Source organism: Sphingomonas sp. PP-F2F-G114-C0414, assembly GCF_003688595.1.
GTDB lineage: Bacteria > Pseudomonadota > Alphaproteobacteria > Sphingomonadales > Sphingomonadaceae > Sphingomonas.
Genome location: NZ_RCWT01000011.1, coordinates 234019 through 252111, shown reverse-complemented (window position 1 = coordinate 252111; position 18093 = coordinate 234019). Strand labels below are relative to the sequence as shown.

The following is an 18093-nucleotide window of genomic DNA, read 5'->3' as shown; positions in this document are numbered from 1 at the left end:
TGCCGATCCAGTCGGTTTGCCGCAAAGGTGCGGCCGATGAGCGCGATGGCCGATTTCCAACAGGACGGTGCCGATACCGGCACGCTTCGGTTTACCGGCGACCTGTCGCTGGCCACGATCGGCAATCTGCCCGATCGACTCGAAAAGATCGATGCGTCGTCCGTCCGCCACGTCGATCTCAGCGGCGTCGACCGGATCGATACGATCGGTGCCTGGGTCGTTCACCGCTTCGCCGCGCGCAATGATGCGACGATCGACGGGCTCGACCCGGATGACCAGACGCTGTTCGACCAGGTCGTCGCCTCCGACCAGCCGATCGCGGCGAAGCCCGCCAAGGTCAGCGCGCTCTCCCGTGTGGTCGGCGAGATCGGCGACGCGGTCGTGCTGTCGGGCAAGACGATGTTCGGCCTGCTCGGGTTCCTCGGCGCAACGACGATCGCGTTCGGCAGCGTCATTCGCCACCCGCGCCGCTTCCGGTTCAATGCCGTGGTCCAGCGGTTCGAGGTCGTCGGCGTCGCCGCGCTCGGCATCGTCGGGCTGATGAGCTTCCTGATCGGCATGGTCATCGCGCAACAGGGCGCGGTGCAGCTGCGGCAGTTCGGCGCGGAGGTGTTCACGATCAACCTCGTCGGCCGCCTGACGATCCGCGAACTCGGCCTGCTGATGACCGCGATCATGGTCGCCGGCCGCTCGGGTTCGGCGTTCGCGGCGCAGCTCGGCACGATGAAGCTCACCGAAGAGATCGACGCGATGCGGACGATCGGCGTGTCGCCGATGGAGGCGCTGGTGCTGCCCCGCGTGCTCGCCGCGATCGTGATGATGCCGCTGCTCGGCTTCTATGCATCGATCATCGCGATAATCGGCGGCGGGCTGCTGTGCTGGATCCAGCTCGGGATCCCGCCGGTGACGTTCATCGCGCGCATCCGCGAGGTCGTGCCGATCACCGATCTCTACATCTCGCTGATCAAGGCGCCGGTGTTCGGCGCGATCATCGCGATCGCCGGGTGTTTCCAGGGCATGCAGGTCGAGTCTGACGCCGAACAGGTCGGTCTCCGTACGACGTCGGCGGTGGTCCAGGGCATCTTCCTGGTGATCGTGCTCGACGCGTTCTTCGCGGTGTTCTTCACCTGGTTGGGTTGGGACTGATGCCCCGCAAGCAAGACGATATCATCATCTCCGTGAAGGGGCTGAAGAACGCGTTCGGCGATTCGGTCGTGCACGACGGGCTCGATCTCGACGTGCGGCGTGGCGAGATTCTCGGCGTGGTCGGCGGCTCGGGCACCGGCAAGTCGGTCCTCATGCGCTCGATCATCGGCCTTCAGATGCCGGTCGCCGGCGAGGTTACCGTGTTCGGCGAGCCGAATATCGGCCGCGAGGAAACCGAGGCGACCGAGATCCGCAAGCGCTGGGGCGTGCTGTTCCAGGGAGGCGCGCTGTTCTCGACGCTGACGGTCGCGGAAAACGTCGAAGTGCCGTTGCGTGAGTTCTATCCCGATCTGTCTCCTGCGCTGTTGGCCGAGATCGCCTCGTACAAGGTGGTGATGACCGGACTGCCCGCGGACGCCGCGAACAAGTTTCCCGCCGAGCTGTCGGGCGGCATGAAGAAGCGCGCCGGGCTGGCACGGGCGCTCGCGCTCGATCCGGAACTGCTGTTTCTCGACGAGCCGACTGCGGGGCTCGATCCGATCGGTGCGGCCGCGTTCGACGATCTGATTCAGTCGTTGCAGAAGACGCTGGGGCTGACCGTGTTCCTGATCACGCACGATCTCGATACGCTGTATGCGATCTGCGACCGGGTCGCGGTGCTGGCCGACAAGAAGGTCATCGCGGTCGGCACGATCGACGAACTGATCGCGCTCGACCATCCGTGGATCGAGGAATATTTCAAGGGGCCCCGCGGCCGTGCCGCGGTCGCGACGCAGGAGGCGCACGAGCGCGCCGACCAGATCGCGGATGCCCATCCTACCGAAGTCCAGTCCAAGCAGTCCGCGCCGGACGACGCCGACGCGACATACGCCGAGAAAGAAGCAAGGACGCGCTGATGGAAACCCGTTCGAACCACGTCCTAGTCGGCGCCGTCGTGCTGATCCTGCTGGCCCTGCTGGCGCTGTTCACGGTGTGGATCGCGCGGCTGGGTGGCAAGGAAGAGAAGGAATACGACATCTTCTTCCGCCAGTCGGTCGACGGGCTCGCGCGCGGGTCCGCGGTGACGTTCTCGGGCGTGCCGTCGGGCCAGGTGAAGACGATCTCGCTGTGGAAGAACGATCCGCAGTTCGTCCGCGTCCGGATCAGCGTCGATGAAGCCACGCCGGTACTGCAGGGCACGACCGCATCGATTTCGGGCGTCGGGTTTACCGGGGTCAGCCAGATCTCGCTCGACGGTGCGCGCAAGGGGGCGCCGGCGATCGGCTGCCCGGAGACCAAGACGCCGACCGAATGCCCGTACGGCGTGCCGGTGATCCCGACCAAGCTCGGCGGTCTTGGCGCGATCCTGAATTCCGCGCCGCAGCTGCTCGAGCGACTGTCGACGCTGACCGAGCGGTTGACCGGATTGCTGACCGACAAGAATCAGGCGTCGATCGCGGGGATTCTCGCGAATACGAACCGCCTGACCGATGCGCTCGCCGATCGCGGTCCGGAGATCGCCGCAACGCTGGCGCAGACGCGGATCGCGATCCAGCAGGCCGGCGATGCCGCACAGCAGTTCGGGGTGCTCGCCAAGACCACCAACGGCGTGCTCTCGGAGGACGTGAAGCCGGCGATGGCGAACCTGAACAAGGCGATCGTCTCCGCGCAGCAGAGCGCCGACACGCTGAATTCGGCGATCGGCGATGCGCGGCCGGGGTTGCAGGCCTTCTCCAAGACGACGATCCCCGAGGCCAACCGTCTGGTCCACGACCTGCGGACGACCGCCGCGGCGCTGTCGTCGGTTGCCGAGAAGGTCGACCAGCAGGGTGCGAGTTCGCTGATCGGGCAGCAGAAGCTCCCGGATTACAAGGGTAAGTGAGGCACGCCATGAAGACACCGCTCATCCTGATCGCGATGCTGCCTCTTGCCGGGTGCATCAGCTTCGGCGCGAAACCGCCCCCCACATTGCTGACGCTGACGAGTGCGTCGTCGGTACCGGTCGGCCAGAACCAGGACTCGGCGACCGCGAAGTCGATCACGATCCAGGTCCCGGTCGTGCCGCAGGCGCTGGCGACCGCGCGCGTACCGGTGCAGGCGACGCCGACCTCGATCGCGTACGTGACCGACGCGCAGTGGGCGGAACCGCCTGCGCGGCTGTTCGCGCGACTGGTGTCGGATACGGTCGCGGCGCGGACCGGGCTGGTCGTGTTGTCGACGGCGCAGTCGGTCGGCGATCCGGGTGCGTCGCTGGGTGGCGAACTGCGCAACTTCGGGCTCGATGCGACGGCGCGGCAGGCGGTCGTGACGTTCGACGCGTCGCTGACGCGCGCGGGCAAGGCCACGGTCGAGAAGCACCGCTTCGAAGCGCGTGTGCCGGTCTCGACGATCGATGCGGCATCGGCGGCGGCTGGGATCAACCAGGCGGCGAACCAGGTCGCGACCGAAGTGGCGGACTGGATCGGTCGGTGAACGCCGCGTCGGCCTGAGCGTTGACGCTCTCTGACGAGGAGAGCGACGATGCCACAGGGCGACAAGAGTGCGTATACCGACAAGCAGAAGCGCAAGGCCGCGCATATCGCGGACGGCTATGAAGAGCGCGGCGTCCCTGAGAAGGAGGCCGAGGCGCGGGCCTGGGCTGCAGTGAACAAGGATTCGGGCGGGGGCAATCTGTCCGGCTCGGGGCGCGGCAAGCCCGATACGCATGCGTCTTCGCAGGAGGGCGGAAAGCGGGCGGCTGGGCGTAGCGATGCGGCTAAATCTGCGGCTGCGAAGAAGGGGTGGGAGACCCGGCGGAAGAACGCGGGGTGACGTCGGAGCGTATCATCGAAGCGATCCGTCATCCTGACGAAAGTCAGGATCCAGGGTAACGCGTGGTGCGCTTCATGGCTCTGGATCCTGACTTTCGTCAGGATGACGGGCGGTATTTGCGGACCGTGCTTGTCGGTGCGTCAGCGAGCCAGTGTTGCTTCAGCCTCGGCTAGATGCAGGCGCTCCACCATCTGGCCATCGAGGCGGATGGCCCCCTTGTCGGCATTCTCCGGTTTCGCGAACGTGGCGACGATCGTTCGTGCCCATGCCAACTCTTCCTCGCTCGGCCCGAACCCGGCATTCGCCGCATCGATCTGAGAGGGGTGGATCAGCGTCTTGCCGTCGAACCCTAGCATCGCCCCTTGGGTACATTCGGCCGCGAACCGGGTCGGGTCATCCAGCGCGTTGCAGACGCCGTCGAGCGCGACGATGCCGGCAGCATGGGCGGCCATGATCGTTGCTGTGAGCGCCGGGATCAGCGGCATGCGATCGGCTCCGAGCCGGCAGCGCATTTCCTTGGCGAGGTCGTTGGTGCCGACAATCAGCGCGGTGAGTTGCGTTTCGGCTGCTGCTGCGGAGAGCGAGGGGAGCGCGAGGATCACCGCGCAGGTCTCGATCATCGCCCAGATCGGCGGGCCGTCTTCGCCGAGCGATGCGCGGACTCGCGTAAGGTCAGCGACCGACGAGACCTTGGGGACGAGCACTGCATCGACGCCGCTCGCGTAGATCGCGGCGATGTCGTCGGCATACCAGGGGGTGTCGAGACCGTTGACCCGCACGACCAGTTCTCGCGCGCCGAACCCGCCCACGCGCACTGCTTCGACGACGCGATTGCGAGCCGCGGCCTTTTCGTCGGGGGCGACGGCATCCTCCAGATCGAGGATGACGACGTCGCACGCGAGCGTTCGAGCCTTGGCGATTGCCCGCGCGTTCGAGGCGGGCATGTAGAGCGCACTGCGGCGTCGTCGGAGCGTCATGGCCGACCGGCCATTAGCGCCCGCGTGACGCCGTTGGTCCAGCCGAAGCCGTCCTGGTTGGGATATTCGCCGCCACCGCCGGGCTTGCGCTCGACCACGTCGTATTTCTCGAGCAGCTTGCCGCTCGCCTGATATTCGCGGTCGACCGACGCGAGCCACGCTTTGGTGATCTGCGCGGCTAAGCCGGTTTCGCCGTAGCCGCGCAGGCCTTCGACCGCGATCCACTGGAGCGGGGCCCAGCCATTGGGGTCGTCCCATTGCTGCCCGCTGCCGATCAACGTCGTGCGGAGGCCGCCTTCGCCGACGAATGGGCGCAGGGCAGTGGCGGTTTTCGCGGCCTGCTCGGGTGTTGCGATCCTGGAGAACAGCGGGAACGCCATTGCCGCGCTCGCGAAGTCGTTCGCGCGGTTGGTGTCGAGGTCGTAGTCGGCAAAGAAGCGGCCGTTCCACAAATGCTGGCGGATCGCGGCGGCGCGGGCGGTCGCTTGGGCGGTGTACGACGTTGCGCACGCGGTGTCGCCGAGCGCCCGGCAATTCGCGGCGATCGCCTGCTCCATGCCGACCATCAGGCTGTTGAGATCGACCGGCGCGAACCGCGTGGTGCGGATGGTGGCGAGAGTGCGGCCGTCGGCGAGCCAGCGAGAGGAGAAGTCCCAGCCGCTTTCCGCCGCCGCGCGCAGATCGCGGAAGAGTTCGCCGCGGTTGCGCGACGGCGTACGGTCGGCGAGTTCGGCGTCTTCGCGATAACTCTCGTCGCGCGGATCCGCCCGGTCGTCCCAATAGCGGTTGAGCAGCGCGCCGTCGGGGAGGCGCACGGCGCGGCGCGATTGCTGGCCGGGCTTGAGCGTGTCGGCGCCGGCCATCCAGAACGCGTGCTCCGCGCGGAGCTGGCGGGTGCGGGTGGCGAGCGTCCTGGGATCGCGCGAGAGGCCGGCGATCAGGTAGAAGACCGGCGGTTGCGAGCGGCTGAGGTAGTATGTGCGCGTGCCGTTGGGGATGTGGCCGTAGCGGTCGATCAGGCTGCCGAAATCGACCACCATGTCCTCGACCAGATCCTGCCGGCCGGAGCGTTGGACGCCGAGCAGCGTGAAATAGCTGTCCCAGTAATACATCTCGCGAAAGCGACCGCCCGGGACGACATAACGCTTCGGCAAGGTCAGCGCGGACGAGCCGGCGGGGACACTGGTCTGCGTGCGCGTGAGTTGTGGCCAGAGTGCGTCAATGTGCGCCTTGAGCGACAGCCGTTCGGTGGAAGGTGACGCAGCGGGGGTAGGCGGGATCGTGAAGTTCTGATCGACGAATTTGCGTAGTTCCGGCTCCCCGTTGCAGCGGCATTTGGCGTAGTCGGCGATGATAGCCTTTGCCGGACGCTTCGGCGTCGCATCGGCGAAGGTCTTCGAGTCCGGGAACAGCCCGCGCATCTGGACGGCCTTGTAGAGCGCGCCGAATAACTGGGCCGGCGACTGTGGCGCGGGCGACGCCGCGATCAGCAGCGATGAGAGCGCGAGCAGGCCGAGGCGGCGCATCAGGTGACGACGTCCGGCGCTGTGCGGCCGGTATGCTCGGCGATCCTCGCGATCGACTCCGCAGCGGCGATGATGCTGGCAAGCATCTCGCCGGTGTCGCGGTCGAGGTCGCCGCCGACGGGCTCGTAGCGTTCGAGGTACACGCGCAACGTCGCGCCGGTGGTGCCGGTGCCCGACAGGCGGAACACGACGCGGCTACCGCCTTCGAACAGGATGCGGACGCCCTGGTTGCGGCTGATCGAGCCGTCGGTCGGGTCGGTATAGGCGAACTCGTCCGCGGTCTCGACGGTGAGGTCGCCGAATTGCTGGCCGGGGAGGGTGGCGAGGCTCGCGCGAAGGGCGGTCATCAGCGCGTCGGCGCGCGGGGTCTCGACGCCTTCGTAATCGTGGCGAGCATAGTAATTGCGGCCGAACTTCGACCAGTGATCGCGGGCGATCGTGTCGACGCTCTCACCGCGGACGGCGAGAATGTTGAGCCACAGGAGGACTGCCCACAGGCCGTCCTTCTCGCGGACGTGGTCGGAGCCGGTGCCGGCGCTTTCCTCGCCGCAGATCGTCGCCATGCCGGCGTCGAGCAGATTGCCGAAGAACTTCCAGCCGGTCGGGGTTTCGTAGGCGGGGATGCCGAGCGCTTCCGCGACGCGGTCGGCGGCGGCGCTGGTCGGCATCGAACGGGCGATGCCCTTGAGGCCGGCTGCATATCCCGGCGCGAGGTGCGCGTTGGCCGCCAGCATCGCGAGGCTATCCGAGGGGGTGACGAAGCGGTGCTTGCCGATGATCAGGTTGCGGTCGCCGTCGCCGTCCGACGCGGCGCCGAAATCGGGCGCATTCGGCGCCATCATCGTCTCGTACAAGGCGTGCGCGTGGACGAGATTGGGATCGGGGTGGTGGCCGCCGAAGTCAGGGAGAGGCTCGCCGTTGCGGACGGTGCCGGGCGCGAAGCCGAGGCGGCGTTCGAGGATCTCGGTCGCGTAGGGACCGGTGACAGCGCTCATCGCGTCGAACGCCATGGTCAGCTTGGCGGCACGGATCGCGTCGAAGTCGAACAGCGTCTCCATGAGCGCGGCGTAATCCTCGACCGGGTCAACGACCTCGACCGGCATATCGCCAACCGTGATCTCGCCGTCGCGGTCGAGGTCGATGTCGTCGGCGTCGACTGTCAGCCAGCGGTCGATCTCGAGCGTGCGTGCATTGATTGCGTCGGTCACGGACTCAGGGGCGGGGCCGCCGTTGGCGATGTTGTACTTGATCCCGAAATCCTCGTCGGGACCACCTGGATTGTGGCTTGCCGAGAGGACGAGCCCACCGATCGCGCCACGCTTGCGGATCATGTGGCTGGCGGCGGGGGTCGAGAGGATGCCGCCGCGGCCGACGATCACGCGGCCGAAGCTGTTCGCGGCCGCCATGCGGATCGCGACCTGGATGACCTCGCGATTGAGGAAACGGCCATCGCCGCCGATCACCAGCGTTGCGCCGGCTTTGTCCGCGACGACGTCGAATACGCTCTGGACGAAGTTCTCGGCATAGTTCGGCTGCTGGAAGATCTTCACCTTCTTGCGCAGGCCTGAGGTACCGGGCTTCTGGTCGGTATACGGCGTGGTCGATACGGTGCGGATCATGCGGTCCCCATCAGGCTTGCGTAAAGGTCTGCGTAGCGGCGGCCGCTCTCGTCCCACGAGAAGTCCGCGCGCATCGCGTTGCGCTGCAACATGGACCAGCGATCGGGGCGTGCATAGAGGGCCATCGTTCGACGTAGCGCGTGGCTGAGCGCTTCGGGCGTGACACCGTCGTGCTGGATGCCGGTGGCGACCCCCGCGGCGATCGCGGCTTCGTTCGCATCGATCACGGTGTCGGCGAGCCCACCGGTGCGCGCGACGATGGGGATGCAGCCGTAAGCGAGGCCGTAAAGTTGCGTCAGGCCGCACGGTTCGAACCGCGACGGGATAAGGATCGCGTCGGCACCGCCTTGGAGCAGATGCGAGACGGGCTCGTCATAGCCGATGCGGACTCCGATCCGGCCGGGGTGGCGTTCGGCTGCGGCGAGGAAAGCGAGTTCCAGGGCGGTGTCGCCGGAGCCGAGCAATGCGAGACGGCCGCCGAGCGCGACGAGTTCGTCGAGTGCGTCGGCGAGGACATCCATGCCCTTTTGCCAGGTGAGGCGGCTGATGACGGTGAAGATCGGGCCGTCGCCGACGTCGAGGCCGAACAGGGTTTCGATCGCGCGTTTGTTGGTGCGGCGGCGGGAAAGCGTACGCGCGGTGTAGCGGGCGGGGAGCGACGCGTCGGTCTCCGGGTTCCAGACGGCGGGGTCGATGCCGTTGACGATTCCGGTGACGCGGCCGGCGCGGTCGTTGATGAGGCCTTCGAGGCCCATGCCGAACTCGCCGCGGCGGATTTCCGCGGCGTAGGTCGGGCTGACGGTGGTGATCGCGTCGGCGGCTTCGAGCCCGGCTTTCAGGAAACCGACGCCGCCGTAATATTCGACGCCGTCGAGCGCGAAGGCTTCGTCAGGGAGCGCGAGGTCGGCGAAGATGTCGTGGCCGTAGCGGCCCTGAAACGCGATGTTGTGGATCGTGACGACCGTCTTGGCGCAAACGCCGGGGCCGGGGGCGTAGCGCAGGTAGGCGGGGGCCATCGCCGCCTGCCAGTCGTGCGCGTGGAGGATGTTGAAGTCGTAGCCGGGGACTGCGCCCGAGGCGAGATCCGCGGCGGTGCGGCTGAACGCGGCGAAGCGGCGCCAGTTGTCGGACCAGTCCGCGCCAGTCGCGTCGCCGTACGGGCCGCCGCCTCGGGCGAACAGCGCGGGGGCGTCGAGGACCAGCAGCGCGTGGTTGCCGATCTTCGTCTTGAGGATACGGGCTTCGGTGCCGAGGAGGTCTGTGTAGCGGTGGACGACTTTGGCGCGCTTCGTGACGGCGGCGAGGGCTGGGTAGCCGGGGAGGAAGGTGGTCAGCGCGACGTTGTGCGGCGCCAGCGCGGCCGGAAGCGCGCCGACGACGTCTGCGAGACCGCCGGTTTTTATGAGGGGGTAGGCTTCGGAGGCGACGGAGAGGACACGCATCAAATCCTCCCCGGCACGGGGAGGGGGACCATGCATCGCATGGTGGAGGGGGGCTTCCGCAGATGGTCCGTGTTCGATCGTAGAAGGTCCGCTTGCGTTGGCGGCCGGTACGCTTGCGGTCGCAGAAGGTACGCTTGCGGTGAGCCCCCTCCACCCTTCGCCGATGGCGAACGGTCCCCCTCCCCGTGCCGGGGAGGATTTGCGTTGGTCGTCACGCCGTCAGCCGGTCGATCATGGATTTGGTTACAAGCACGACGCCGTTGTCGGTACGGCGGAAGCGTTGGGCGTCGGATTCTGCGTCCTCGCCTACGACCAGGCCGTCGGGGATTTCTACGCCGCGATCGACGACCACCTTCGACAACCGCGCGCCGCGGCCGATCACGCAGTGCGGGAGGATCACGGCCTGATCCAGCATCGAGTAGCTGTGCGCGCGCGTGCCGGTGAAGATCAGGCTGCGGTGGATCGAGGAGCCGGAGATGATGCAGTCGCCCGAGACGAGGCTCGACACCGCCTCGCCGCGGCGGCCGTCGTCGGCGTGGACGAACTTGGCGGGTGGCGTGACCTCCGAATAGGTCCAGAGCGGCCAGCTGCGGTCGTAAAGGTCGAGCTTGGGTACGACATCGGTGAGGTCGATGTTCGCCTCCCAATACGCATCGACGGTGCCGACATCGCGCCAGTATGCGTCGACTTCGCTGCCCGAGCGGACGCAGCTGTCGGAGAAGCGGTGCGCGACCGCCTTGCCGTGCTTGACGAGGTACGGGATGATATCCTTGCCGAAATCGCGCGACGAGCCGGGCGTCTCGGCATCGCGGCGCAGTTCGTCGAACAGCAATTTGGTATGGAAGACGTAGATCCCCATCGACGCCAGCGCGATGTCCGGGTTGCCGGGGATCGCGGGCGGATCGGCGGGCTTCTCGACGAACGCGGTGACGTTGTCGTGCTCATCGACGGCCATCACGCCGAAGCCGACCGCCTCCATCCGCGGCACTTCGAGGCAGGCAATGGTGACGTCTGCGCCGGTCTCGCAATGCTGTTGCAGGATCAGCTCGTAATCCATCTTGTAGATGTGGTCGCCCGCCAGGATGACCATGTATTCGGGCGCGTGGCTCTCGATGATGTCGATGTTCTGGTAGACCGCGTCGGCGGTGCCCTCGTACCATTGGAACTCGCTGATGCGCTGCGACGCGGGCAGGATGTCGAAGCTTTCGTTGCGTTCCGAGCGCAGGAAGTTCCAGCCGCTCTGCAAATGGCGGATCAGCGAATGCGCCTTGTACTGCGTCGCGACGCCGATCCGGCGGATGCCCGAGTTGATCGCGTTGGACAGCGCGAAATCGATGATCCGCGCCTTGCCGCCGAAATACACCGCGGGTTTCGCGCGCGTATCGGTCAGCTCCATCAGGCGACTGCCGCGGCCGCCGGCCAGCACATACGCCATCGCGTCGCGCGCCAGTGGCTGTCCTCGCCGTTCTACCATCGTAATCTCTCCATAATCGTCGGTGGTATAACCTCCCGGCACCCGCGGGTTGTTCCGTCGTTGCGCCGGATCGGTCTTCGAACTCGATCAGCCTTCGTATTCGAGCATAATCGTCGCAAGCGGGGGCAGCGTGACCCAGGCCGCACCGTCCTTCGCGACGACGCCGCCGAGATTGCCGAGCCCGCTGCCCCAATAGTCGTGCGCGTCGCTGTTGATGATCTCGCACCAGCGGCCGTCGAGCGGTAGCGGCACGCGGTAGGGCGCGCGGGCGATCGGCGTCATGTTGGCGACGATCGCGATCGGCTTTGCACCGGGGGCCTTGCGCAACCACGCGAACACCGAATTGGTGGCGTCGTCGGCAACCAGCCACTCGAACCCTTCCGCCTCGCAATCGCGCGCATGGAGCGCCGGCTTCTCGCGGTAGACGGTGTTGAGATCGCGGACGAGGTTGCGGATGCCCCCATGACTGCGGGAGTTGCGCAGATCCCAGTCGAGCGCGCGCGCTTCCGACCATTCGCGGCGCTGCGCGAATTCCTGGCCCATGAAGAGCAGTTTCTTGCCCGGATAGCCCCACATGAACGCGTAATAAGCGCGCAGGTTGGCAAATTGCTGCCAGTCGTCCCCGGGCATCTTGGTCAGCAGCGAGCCCTTGCCGTGGACGACCTCGTCATGGCTGAGCGGCAGGACGAAGTTCTCGCTGAACGCGTAGACGAGACCGAAATTGATCTCGCCGTGATGGTGCTTCCGGTGCAGTGGATCGCGCGCCATGTACTGCAGCGTGTCGTGCATGAAGCCCATGTTCCACTTGAACCCGAACCCTAAGCCGCCACTCTTGCCATCGTCGCTTACCGGCGCTGAGACGCCGGGCCACGAGGTCGATTCCTCGGCGATCGTGAACACGCCGGGGTGCTGGCCGTAGATCTTGCGGTTCATGTCGCGGAGGAACGCGACGGCCTCCCAATTCTCGCGGCCGCCGTCCGCGTTGGGGATCCATTCGCCGCTTTTGCGCGAGTAATCGCGGTACAGCATCGACGCGACCGCATCCACGCGCAGGCCGTCGATGTGATAGCGCTCGGCCCAGAACAGCGCGTTGTTGACGAGGAACGACGTCACCTCGCGCCGCCCGAAATTGTAGATCGCGGTGTTCCAGTCGGGGTGGAAGCCAAGCCGCGGATCTTCGTGTTCATACAGCGCGGTGCCGTCGAACTTCGCCAAGCCGAACGCGTCGGTCGGGAAATGCGCCGGGACCCAGTCGAGCAGCACGCCGATTCCGGCGAGATGCGCGCCATCGACGAACCGCGCGAAGCCATCGACGTCGCCGAAGCGCGCGGATGGCGCGTAGAGGCCGGTGGTCTGGTAGCCCCAGCTCGGGTCGTACGGGTGTTCGCTGATCGGCAGGAATTCGATGTGTGTGAAGCCCATCTCGACCACGTACGGGATCAGGCGGTCGGCGAGCGCGTCCCAGGTCAGGAACCAGCCGTCGGCATCGCGGTCCCACGAGCCGGCGTGGACCTCATAGATGCTGATCGGCACGCGGCGTGGATCGACCGAGGCCCAGTGTTTGCGGTGATCGGTGTCGGCCCAGTCGTGCGCGAGTTTCCGCGTGATCGAGGCGTTGGCGGGGCGGAGTTCGGCCGCGAACGCGAACGGGTCGGCCTTGAGCGGCTGCAGCTGGCCGTCCGGGCCGACGATCTCGAACTTGTAGGCGCGGTATTCGGCGATGTCGGGGATGAAGATCTCCCACACGCCGACGTCGCCGCGCTTGCGCATCGCGTGGCGGCGGCCGTCCCAGTCGTTGAAGTCGCCAACCACCGACACGCGCTGCGCATTGGGGGCCCAAAGCGCGAAGTGGACGCCGTGTGCGCCTTCGTGCTCGATCAGATGCGCGCCCATCTTGTCGTGAAGGCGGCGGTGCGTGCCCTCGGCCATCAGCAGGTCGTCGATCGGGCCGAGCACGGGGCCGAAGCTGTAGGGGTCGGTGACCCACCACGACGTGTCGCCCGCCTCGGCGTGGTATTTGACCGGCTGTTGCGTGCCATTGATCGGACCCTCGAACAGGCCGCGATCGTCGATCCGGGGGAGGGTGCCGAGCGCGGTGCCGTCGAGCGCATGTGCCTCGGCCTTGTCCGCGCCGGGCAGCCAGACGCGCGCGAACACACCGGTCGGGCCGCTGTGGACGCCAAGCAGCGAGAACGGATCGTCGTGACGCCCTTCGAGGAGGGCAACGATGGCGCCTTCGGGTGGCTTCACATCACCGTCCAGATTTCCCGCGCGTACTCGCGGATGGTGCGGTCGGACGAGAACCAGCCGACGCGCGCGACGTTGCGGACGGTCGAGGCGACCCACGCGTCGCGGTCGTTCCAGCGCGTGTCGACCGCGCGCTGGGCGGCGGCATAACTGTCGAAATCGGCGGCGAGCATGAACCAGTCGCCCTCGTACAACCCGCCCATCAGCCCGGCGTAGCGCGTCTTGTCGTCGGGCGAGAACACGCCGGACGCGATCGCCGACACCGCCTGGCGTAGTTCGTTCGAGCCGTCGATGACGCTGCGCGGATCATAGCCGTTGGCGCGCTTCGCCTCGACCTCGTCCGCGGTCATGCCGAAGATGAAGATGTTGTCGTCGCCGACGCGGTCCTTGATCTCGATGTTCGCGCCGTCGAGCGTGCCGATCGTCAACGCGCCGTTCATCGAGAACTTCATGTTGCCGGTGCCCGATGCTTCGAGCCCGGCGGTCGAGATCTGCTCGCTGAGGTCGGCGGCGGGGATGATCTTCTCCGCCAGCGACACGTTGTAATTGGACAGGAACGCGACCTTCAGCAGGCCACCGACGGAAGGGTCCGCGTTGATCCTCCGCGCCACGTCGTTCGCCAGTTTGATGACGAGTTTCGCGTTGTGATAGCTCGACGCCGCCTTGCCCGCGAACAGCTTCACGCGAGGCGTCCAGTCGCGCTCGGGATGGCTGCGGATCTGGTCGTAGAGCGCGACCGTCTCGATGATGTTGAGCAGCTGGCGCTTATACTCGTGGATGCGCTTGATCTGGACGTCGAACATCGCCTCGGGGTCGACGCGGAGCCCCATCGTCTCCTTGATGTGATTAGCCAGTGCCACCTTGTTCGAACGCTTCACGCTCGAAAAGCGCTCCCTGAAACCGGAATCGTCGGCGAAAACATCCAGATCGACCAGCTTTTCGGCATCGTCGAGGAAGCCGTCGCCGATTGCATCGCGGATCAGCGTGGTGAGGCCGGGGTTGCATTGCTGGAGCCAGCGACGCGGCGTGATGCCATTCGTCTTGTTGTTGATCCGCGTCGGATACAGCTTGTGCAGATCGGCGAAGACCGTCTTCTTCATCAGCTGCGTGTGGAGCGCGGCGACGCCGTTGACGCTGTGCGAGCCGGCAAAGGCGAGGTTCGCCATCCGCACGCGCCGCTCTCCGCCCTCGTCGATCAGGCTGATCGCGGCGATCGCGCGGTCGTCGATGCCGTCTGTGCCGCGCGCCTCGCGCAGTAGCTTGGCGTTGATCGCGTAGACGATCTGCATGTGCCGAGGCAGCAGGCGTTCGAACAGCGGCAGCGGCCAGCTCTCCAGCGCCTCGGGCAGCAGCGTGTGGTTGGTATAGCCGAAGGTGGCGCGCGTGATCTTCCACGCCTCGTCGAACGCGAATTCGTGGTGGTCGATCAGCAGCCGCATGAGCTCTGCGACCGACACCGCGGGATGCGTGTCGTTGAGCTGGATCGCGGCCTTGTCTGGCAGCGTGCGGATGTCGCCGAAATACTGGATGTGACGGCGGACGATGTCCTGGATCGACGCGGACGAGAAGAAATATTCCTGGCGGAGACGTAGTTCCTGCCCCGCCGCGGTGGAATCGTTGGGATAGAGGACGCGGGTGAGCGTCTCGGCGCGCGTCTGATCGGCAAGTGCGCCCGAGAAATCGCCAGCGTTGAAGCGGTCGAGCTTGATCGGATCGAACGCGCGGGCGGTCCACAGGCGGAGCGTGTTGACGTGCTTGCCGCGCCACCCGACGACGGGGGTGTCGACGGCGGTGGCCTCGACTGCCTCGGATGGGCTCCAGTGGACTTGGCCGTTGTCGGCCGCGGTCACTTCGCCGCCGAAGCCGACGAAATAGGCGCTCTCGCGGCGTTCGAACTCCCAGGGATTGCCGTGTGCGAGCCAGTTCTCGGGCATCTCGACCTGCCAGCCATCGTCGATCCGCTGGCGAAACATGCCGTTCACATAGCGGATGCCGTAGCCGTAGGCGGGCAGCGCGAGGCTCGCCATGCTCTCCATGAAGCAGGCGGCGAGCCGACCGAGGCCGCCGTTGCCGAGCGCTGCGTCGGGCTCGATTTCCTCGAGTTCGGCGAGGTCGACGCCGTGGAGTTTCAGCGCCTGCGTGACTTCGTCGTTGCGCTGCAGATTGGTCACCGCGTCGCGCAGCAGCCGGCCGATCAGGAATTCGAGACTGAGATAATAGACGCGCTTGGCGCCGGCCGCGTGCGCTGCCTTGGTCGATGCCATCCAGCGTTCGACGATGTCGTTGCGGACGGTCAGGATCGTCGCGGCGAGCCAGTCGTGGGGGCGGGCGGCCTGCGCATCCTTGCCGATGCGGTGGACGAGCGTGTCGAGGATCGAGTCGGCCAGATCCTGGAAGACGGGTGCTTGAACGGGCGGCTGTACGGCAGGATCTGAGGTCACGCGGTTTCCGAAATCGTTACGGTCGCGGCGATCCTAGCCGTCCGCGAGCCGATGTCACGCGGACTTCCTTCCCGAGACGGAAAAGAATGTTGCCGATCAATGTCTTGAATTCGGGATGATCCATCACCGCGCGGGGGCGGTGGTGGACAGGGTAGGGTTCGAACCTACGTAGGAGAAACTCCGGCAGATTTACAGTCTGCTGCCTTTAACCACTCGGCCACCTGTCCAGGCCGCTTTTGCAAGCGCCGCTCTTTCGAGCGAGGCGGCTCAATGGCGAAGCGCGCCCCGCCTGTCAACGCGGGTTTTGCGAAGTTTCGTGGTTCATAGTTGCCGCGGGAGCGGAATGCCGACAAGGACGCGGCATACACAGACACGATAGAGAGCGAATATGGCACGCAAGGGACACAGGCCGAGCAAGGCACCGGCAGGCCGCCCCCGCTTCTGGGGCAAGCACGCGGTGGGCGCGGCGCTCGCCAATCCGGAGCGCACGGTGCGCAAAATCCTCGGCACGCGCGAGGCGCTGGCCGGGTTCGACCTGCCGGCCGACGTGCCGGTGACCTATGCCGAGGCGATGGATCTGGCGCGGCTGGTGCCGGGCGATGCGCCGCATCAGGGCGTGGTGATCGAGGTAGAGCCGCTCGAGGACATGTGGCTCGCCGACCTGCTCGAGCATGGCAAGGACGACAACCGCCCGCTGGTGATCCTCGACGGCGTGACCGATCCGCATAACGTCGGCGCGATCTTGCGCTCGGCGGCGGCGTTCGATGCGCTGGGGATCATTACGCCGGATCGGAATGCGCCGCCGGAGTCCGGGACGATCGCTCGGGCGGCTTCGGGTGCGCTTGAGAGCGTGCCGTGGATCCGGGTGGTGAACTTGGCGCGCGCTCTGGAAGAGATCGCTGCGGCAGGCTTCTGGCGGATTGGGCTAACCGGCCACGCGACGCAGACGCTGTCGGAAGCGATGGGCACGCAGCGGATCGCGATCGTGCTCGGCGCCGAGGGCGAGGGCATGCGGCAGAATACCGAGCAGCATTGCGACGAGCTGGCGAAACTGCCGATCTCGGAGAAGGTGGAAAGCCTGAACGTCTCGAACGCTGCGGCGATCGCGTTGTACGCCATCACCACACGGTGACCTGAACTCCCTCGCCCCTCTGGGGAGAGGGAAGGTGCCCGCCGCCCTTGCGGTGGGAAGGGAGAGGGGAGTGAGGCTCGGGACGTTCCATCCCAACAGCCCCTCTCCCTTCCGTCGCCTACGGCTCCTCCCTCCCTCTCCCCGGAGGGGCGAGGGACATGCGGAATTAGTCCTCTTCGGCGATCCGGACCTTCAAGCCATCCAAGCCGTCGGTCAGCTCGATCTGGCACGACAGGCGCGAAAACTCGTCACGATCACTCGTCGAATCGAGCAAATCGTCCTCGTCCGGCCCCATCGGCTTCAGTTTGCCCGCAAAGTCCGGGTCGACATGGACGTGGCAGGTGGCGCACGAGCAACAGCCGCCGCACAGCGCTAGGATTTCGTCGATCCCGGCGTCGCGGATGACTTCCATCACCGAAAGGCCCGCCTCGCCGATGATCTCGCGTTCTTCCCCTTCGCGCGTCACGACGATAAGCTTGGGCATGTCATTCTCCGAAAAATCTTCGTGCGGTCATGCCGTTGCGTGCGCCCGGGATCAAGCATCATGGGCCTGAGCGCCGACCAACTCGAAACAGCGATGGCGGCATTGTGCGAAATCGAGCCGGCGTTCGCGGTCGCGGTCGGCAATGCCGGCCACCCCGCGCCGCGGATCAGCGAGCGCGGCTTTGCGACGTTGTTGCGGACGATCGTCGGGCAACAGGTGAGCGTCGCCTCGGCCGCGGCGGTCTGGAACAAGCTCGACGCGGTGGTCGGCGGCGCAGGCGACCCGGCGAAGATCGCCGCCGCCAGCGACGAATTGCTGAAGAGCGCCGGCCTGTCGCGCCAGAAGCTCGGCTATGCACGCAGCCTTGCAGACGAGGTGACGAGCGGCCGGCTCGACCTGACCAACTTGCCCGAGGACGACGAGGAGGCGATCGCCGCGCTGGTTCGCGTGAAGGGGATCGGTCGCTGGTCTGCGGAGATCTACCTGCTGTTCGCGGAAGGGCGGACGGACATCTGGCCGGCGGGCGACCTCGCGATCCAGATCGAGGTCGGGCGGATATTGGGCCACGAGACGCGCCCAAGCGAGAAACTGACGCGCGAAGTGGCGGAGGCCTGGCGCCCGCACCGCGGCGCGGCGGCGATCTTCGCGTGGCATCATTACCAGGCGGACATGAAGGTCATCTGACTTTCTACTCCCTTCCAGGGAGGGGAGACGCTTCCCATATATTCGTTGTGTAACCACGCACACGTCGGCCCAAGGAAAGCTGGGATCTCTCCATTTGTATCGCGATACCCCCCAACCGGGATTCCCCAGCT

At 66.4% G+C, this 18093-nt stretch carries 15 protein-coding genes and 1 tRNA gene; 7 read left to right on the top strand and 9 right to left on the bottom strand.

Annotated elements, in window-relative coordinates; all coding sequences use genetic code 11:
• The first annotated feature begins 36 nt into the window (after window positions 1–36).
• From C8J47_RS10300 to C8J47_RS10280, 5 genes are read left to right on the top strand one after another with little or no spacing between them, the layout of a single operon-like run.
• Window positions 37–1146 (top strand): ABC transporter permease, encoded by a 1110-nt coding sequence (locus tag C8J47_RS10300; RefSeq protein WP_060527277.1) that lies wholly within the window; start codon window positions 37–39, stop codon window positions 1144–1146.
• Window positions 1146–2042: an ABC transporter ATP-binding protein gene (locus C8J47_RS10295; RefSeq protein WP_121885589.1), complete on the top strand. Its 897-nt coding sequence runs from the start codon at window positions 1146–1148 to the stop codon at window positions 2040–2042. Before C8J47_RS10300 ends, C8J47_RS10295 begins: the two co-directional genes overlap by 1 nt.
• Window positions 2042–3007: an MlaD family protein gene (locus tag C8J47_RS10290; RefSeq protein WP_056055046.1), complete on the top strand. Its 966-nt coding sequence runs from the start codon at window positions 2042–2044 to the stop codon at window positions 3005–3007. Before C8J47_RS10295 ends, C8J47_RS10290 begins: the two co-directional genes overlap by 1 nt.
• 8 nt (window positions 3008–3015) lie before the next feature.
• Window positions 3016–3597 carry an ABC-type transport auxiliary lipoprotein family protein gene (locus C8J47_RS10285; protein WP_056055050.1) on the top strand — a complete coding sequence of 194 codons (582 nt, stop codon included), beginning with the start codon at window positions 3016–3018 and terminating at the stop codon, window positions 3595–3597.
• Between the two features lie 48 nt (window positions 3598–3645).
• Window positions 3646–3936, top strand: coding sequence for a plasmid stabilization protein (locus tag C8J47_RS10280; RefSeq protein WP_121885588.1), 291 nt, complete (start codon window positions 3646–3648; stop codon window positions 3934–3936).
• 140 nt (window positions 3937–4076) lie between these two features.
• On the opposite strand, the gene C8J47_RS10275 is transcribed toward C8J47_RS10280, so the two are convergent.
• The 8 genes from C8J47_RS10275 to C8J47_RS10235 form a co-directional block, all read right to left on the bottom strand.
• Window positions 4077–4913 carry a CoA ester lyase gene (locus C8J47_RS10275; protein WP_121885587.1) on the bottom strand — a complete coding sequence of 279 codons (837 nt, stop codon included), beginning with the start codon at window positions 4911–4913 and terminating at the stop codon, window positions 4077–4079.
• Entirely contained in the window at window positions 4910–6439 is a 1530-nt protein-coding gene (gene treA / locus C8J47_RS10270) for an alpha,alpha-trehalase TreA (protein WP_220683368.1), read from the bottom strand. The genes C8J47_RS10275 and treA overlap by 4 nt, the downstream gene beginning before the upstream one ends.
• Window positions 6439–8058 carry an alpha-D-glucose phosphate-specific phosphoglucomutase gene (locus tag C8J47_RS10265; protein ID WP_121885585.1) on the bottom strand — a complete coding sequence of 540 codons (1620 nt, stop codon included), beginning with the start codon at window positions 8056–8058 and terminating at the stop codon, window positions 6439–6441. The genes treA and C8J47_RS10265 overlap by 1 nt, the downstream gene beginning before the upstream one ends.
• The gene (glgA, locus tag C8J47_RS10260; protein WP_121885584.1) at window positions 8055–9500 is read right to left on the bottom strand and encodes a glycogen synthase GlgA; all 1446 of its coding nucleotides are present in this window, start codon (window positions 9498–9500) and stop codon (window positions 8055–8057) included. Before glgA ends, C8J47_RS10265 begins: the two co-directional genes overlap by 4 nt.
• A 211-nt stretch (window positions 9501–9711) precedes the next feature.
• Window positions 9712–10974: a glucose-1-phosphate adenylyltransferase gene (gene glgC, locus C8J47_RS10250; protein WP_082471019.1), complete on the bottom strand. Its 1263-nt coding sequence runs from the start codon at window positions 10972–10974 to the stop codon at window positions 9712–9714.
• 87 nt (window positions 10975–11061) lie between these two features.
• Entirely contained in the window at window positions 11062–13224 is a 2163-nt protein-coding gene (gene glgB / locus C8J47_RS10245; protein WP_121885582.1) for a 1,4-alpha-glucan branching protein GlgB, read from the bottom strand.
• Window positions 13221–15608, bottom strand: coding sequence for a glycogen/starch/alpha-glucan phosphorylase (locus C8J47_RS10240; RefSeq protein ID WP_259467508.1), 2388 nt, complete (start codon window positions 15606–15608; stop codon window positions 13221–13223). Before C8J47_RS10240 ends, glgB begins: the two co-directional genes overlap by 4 nt.
• 194 nt (window positions 15609–15802) lie before the next feature.
• Window positions 15803–15889 (bottom strand) — tRNA-Tyr (locus tag C8J47_RS10235).
• Between the two features lie 161 nt (window positions 15890–16050).
• On the opposite strand from C8J47_RS10235, the gene rlmB reads away from it, so the two are divergent.
• The gene (gene rlmB / locus C8J47_RS10230) at window positions 16051–16794 is read left to right on the top strand and encodes a 23S rRNA (guanosine(2251)-2'-O)-methyltransferase RlmB (RefSeq protein WP_056055070.1); all 744 of its coding nucleotides are present in this window, start codon (window positions 16051–16053) and stop codon (window positions 16792–16794) included.
• Between the two features lie 166 nt (window positions 16795–16960).
• On the opposite strand, the gene C8J47_RS10225 is transcribed toward rlmB, so the two are convergent.
• Window positions 16961–17278: a 2Fe-2S iron-sulfur cluster-binding protein gene (locus C8J47_RS10225; protein ID WP_121885580.1), complete on the bottom strand. Its 318-nt coding sequence runs from the start codon at window positions 17276–17278 to the stop codon at window positions 16961–16963.
• Window positions 17279–17338: 60 nt separating this feature from the next.
• On the opposite strand from C8J47_RS10225, the gene C8J47_RS10220 reads away from it, so the two are divergent.
• Complete coding sequence (locus C8J47_RS10220; RefSeq protein ID WP_121885579.1) at window positions 17339–17962, top strand: DNA-3-methyladenine glycosylase; 624 nt, start codon at window positions 17339–17341, stop codon at window positions 17960–17962.
• Window positions 17963–18093 lie beyond the last annotated feature (131 nt).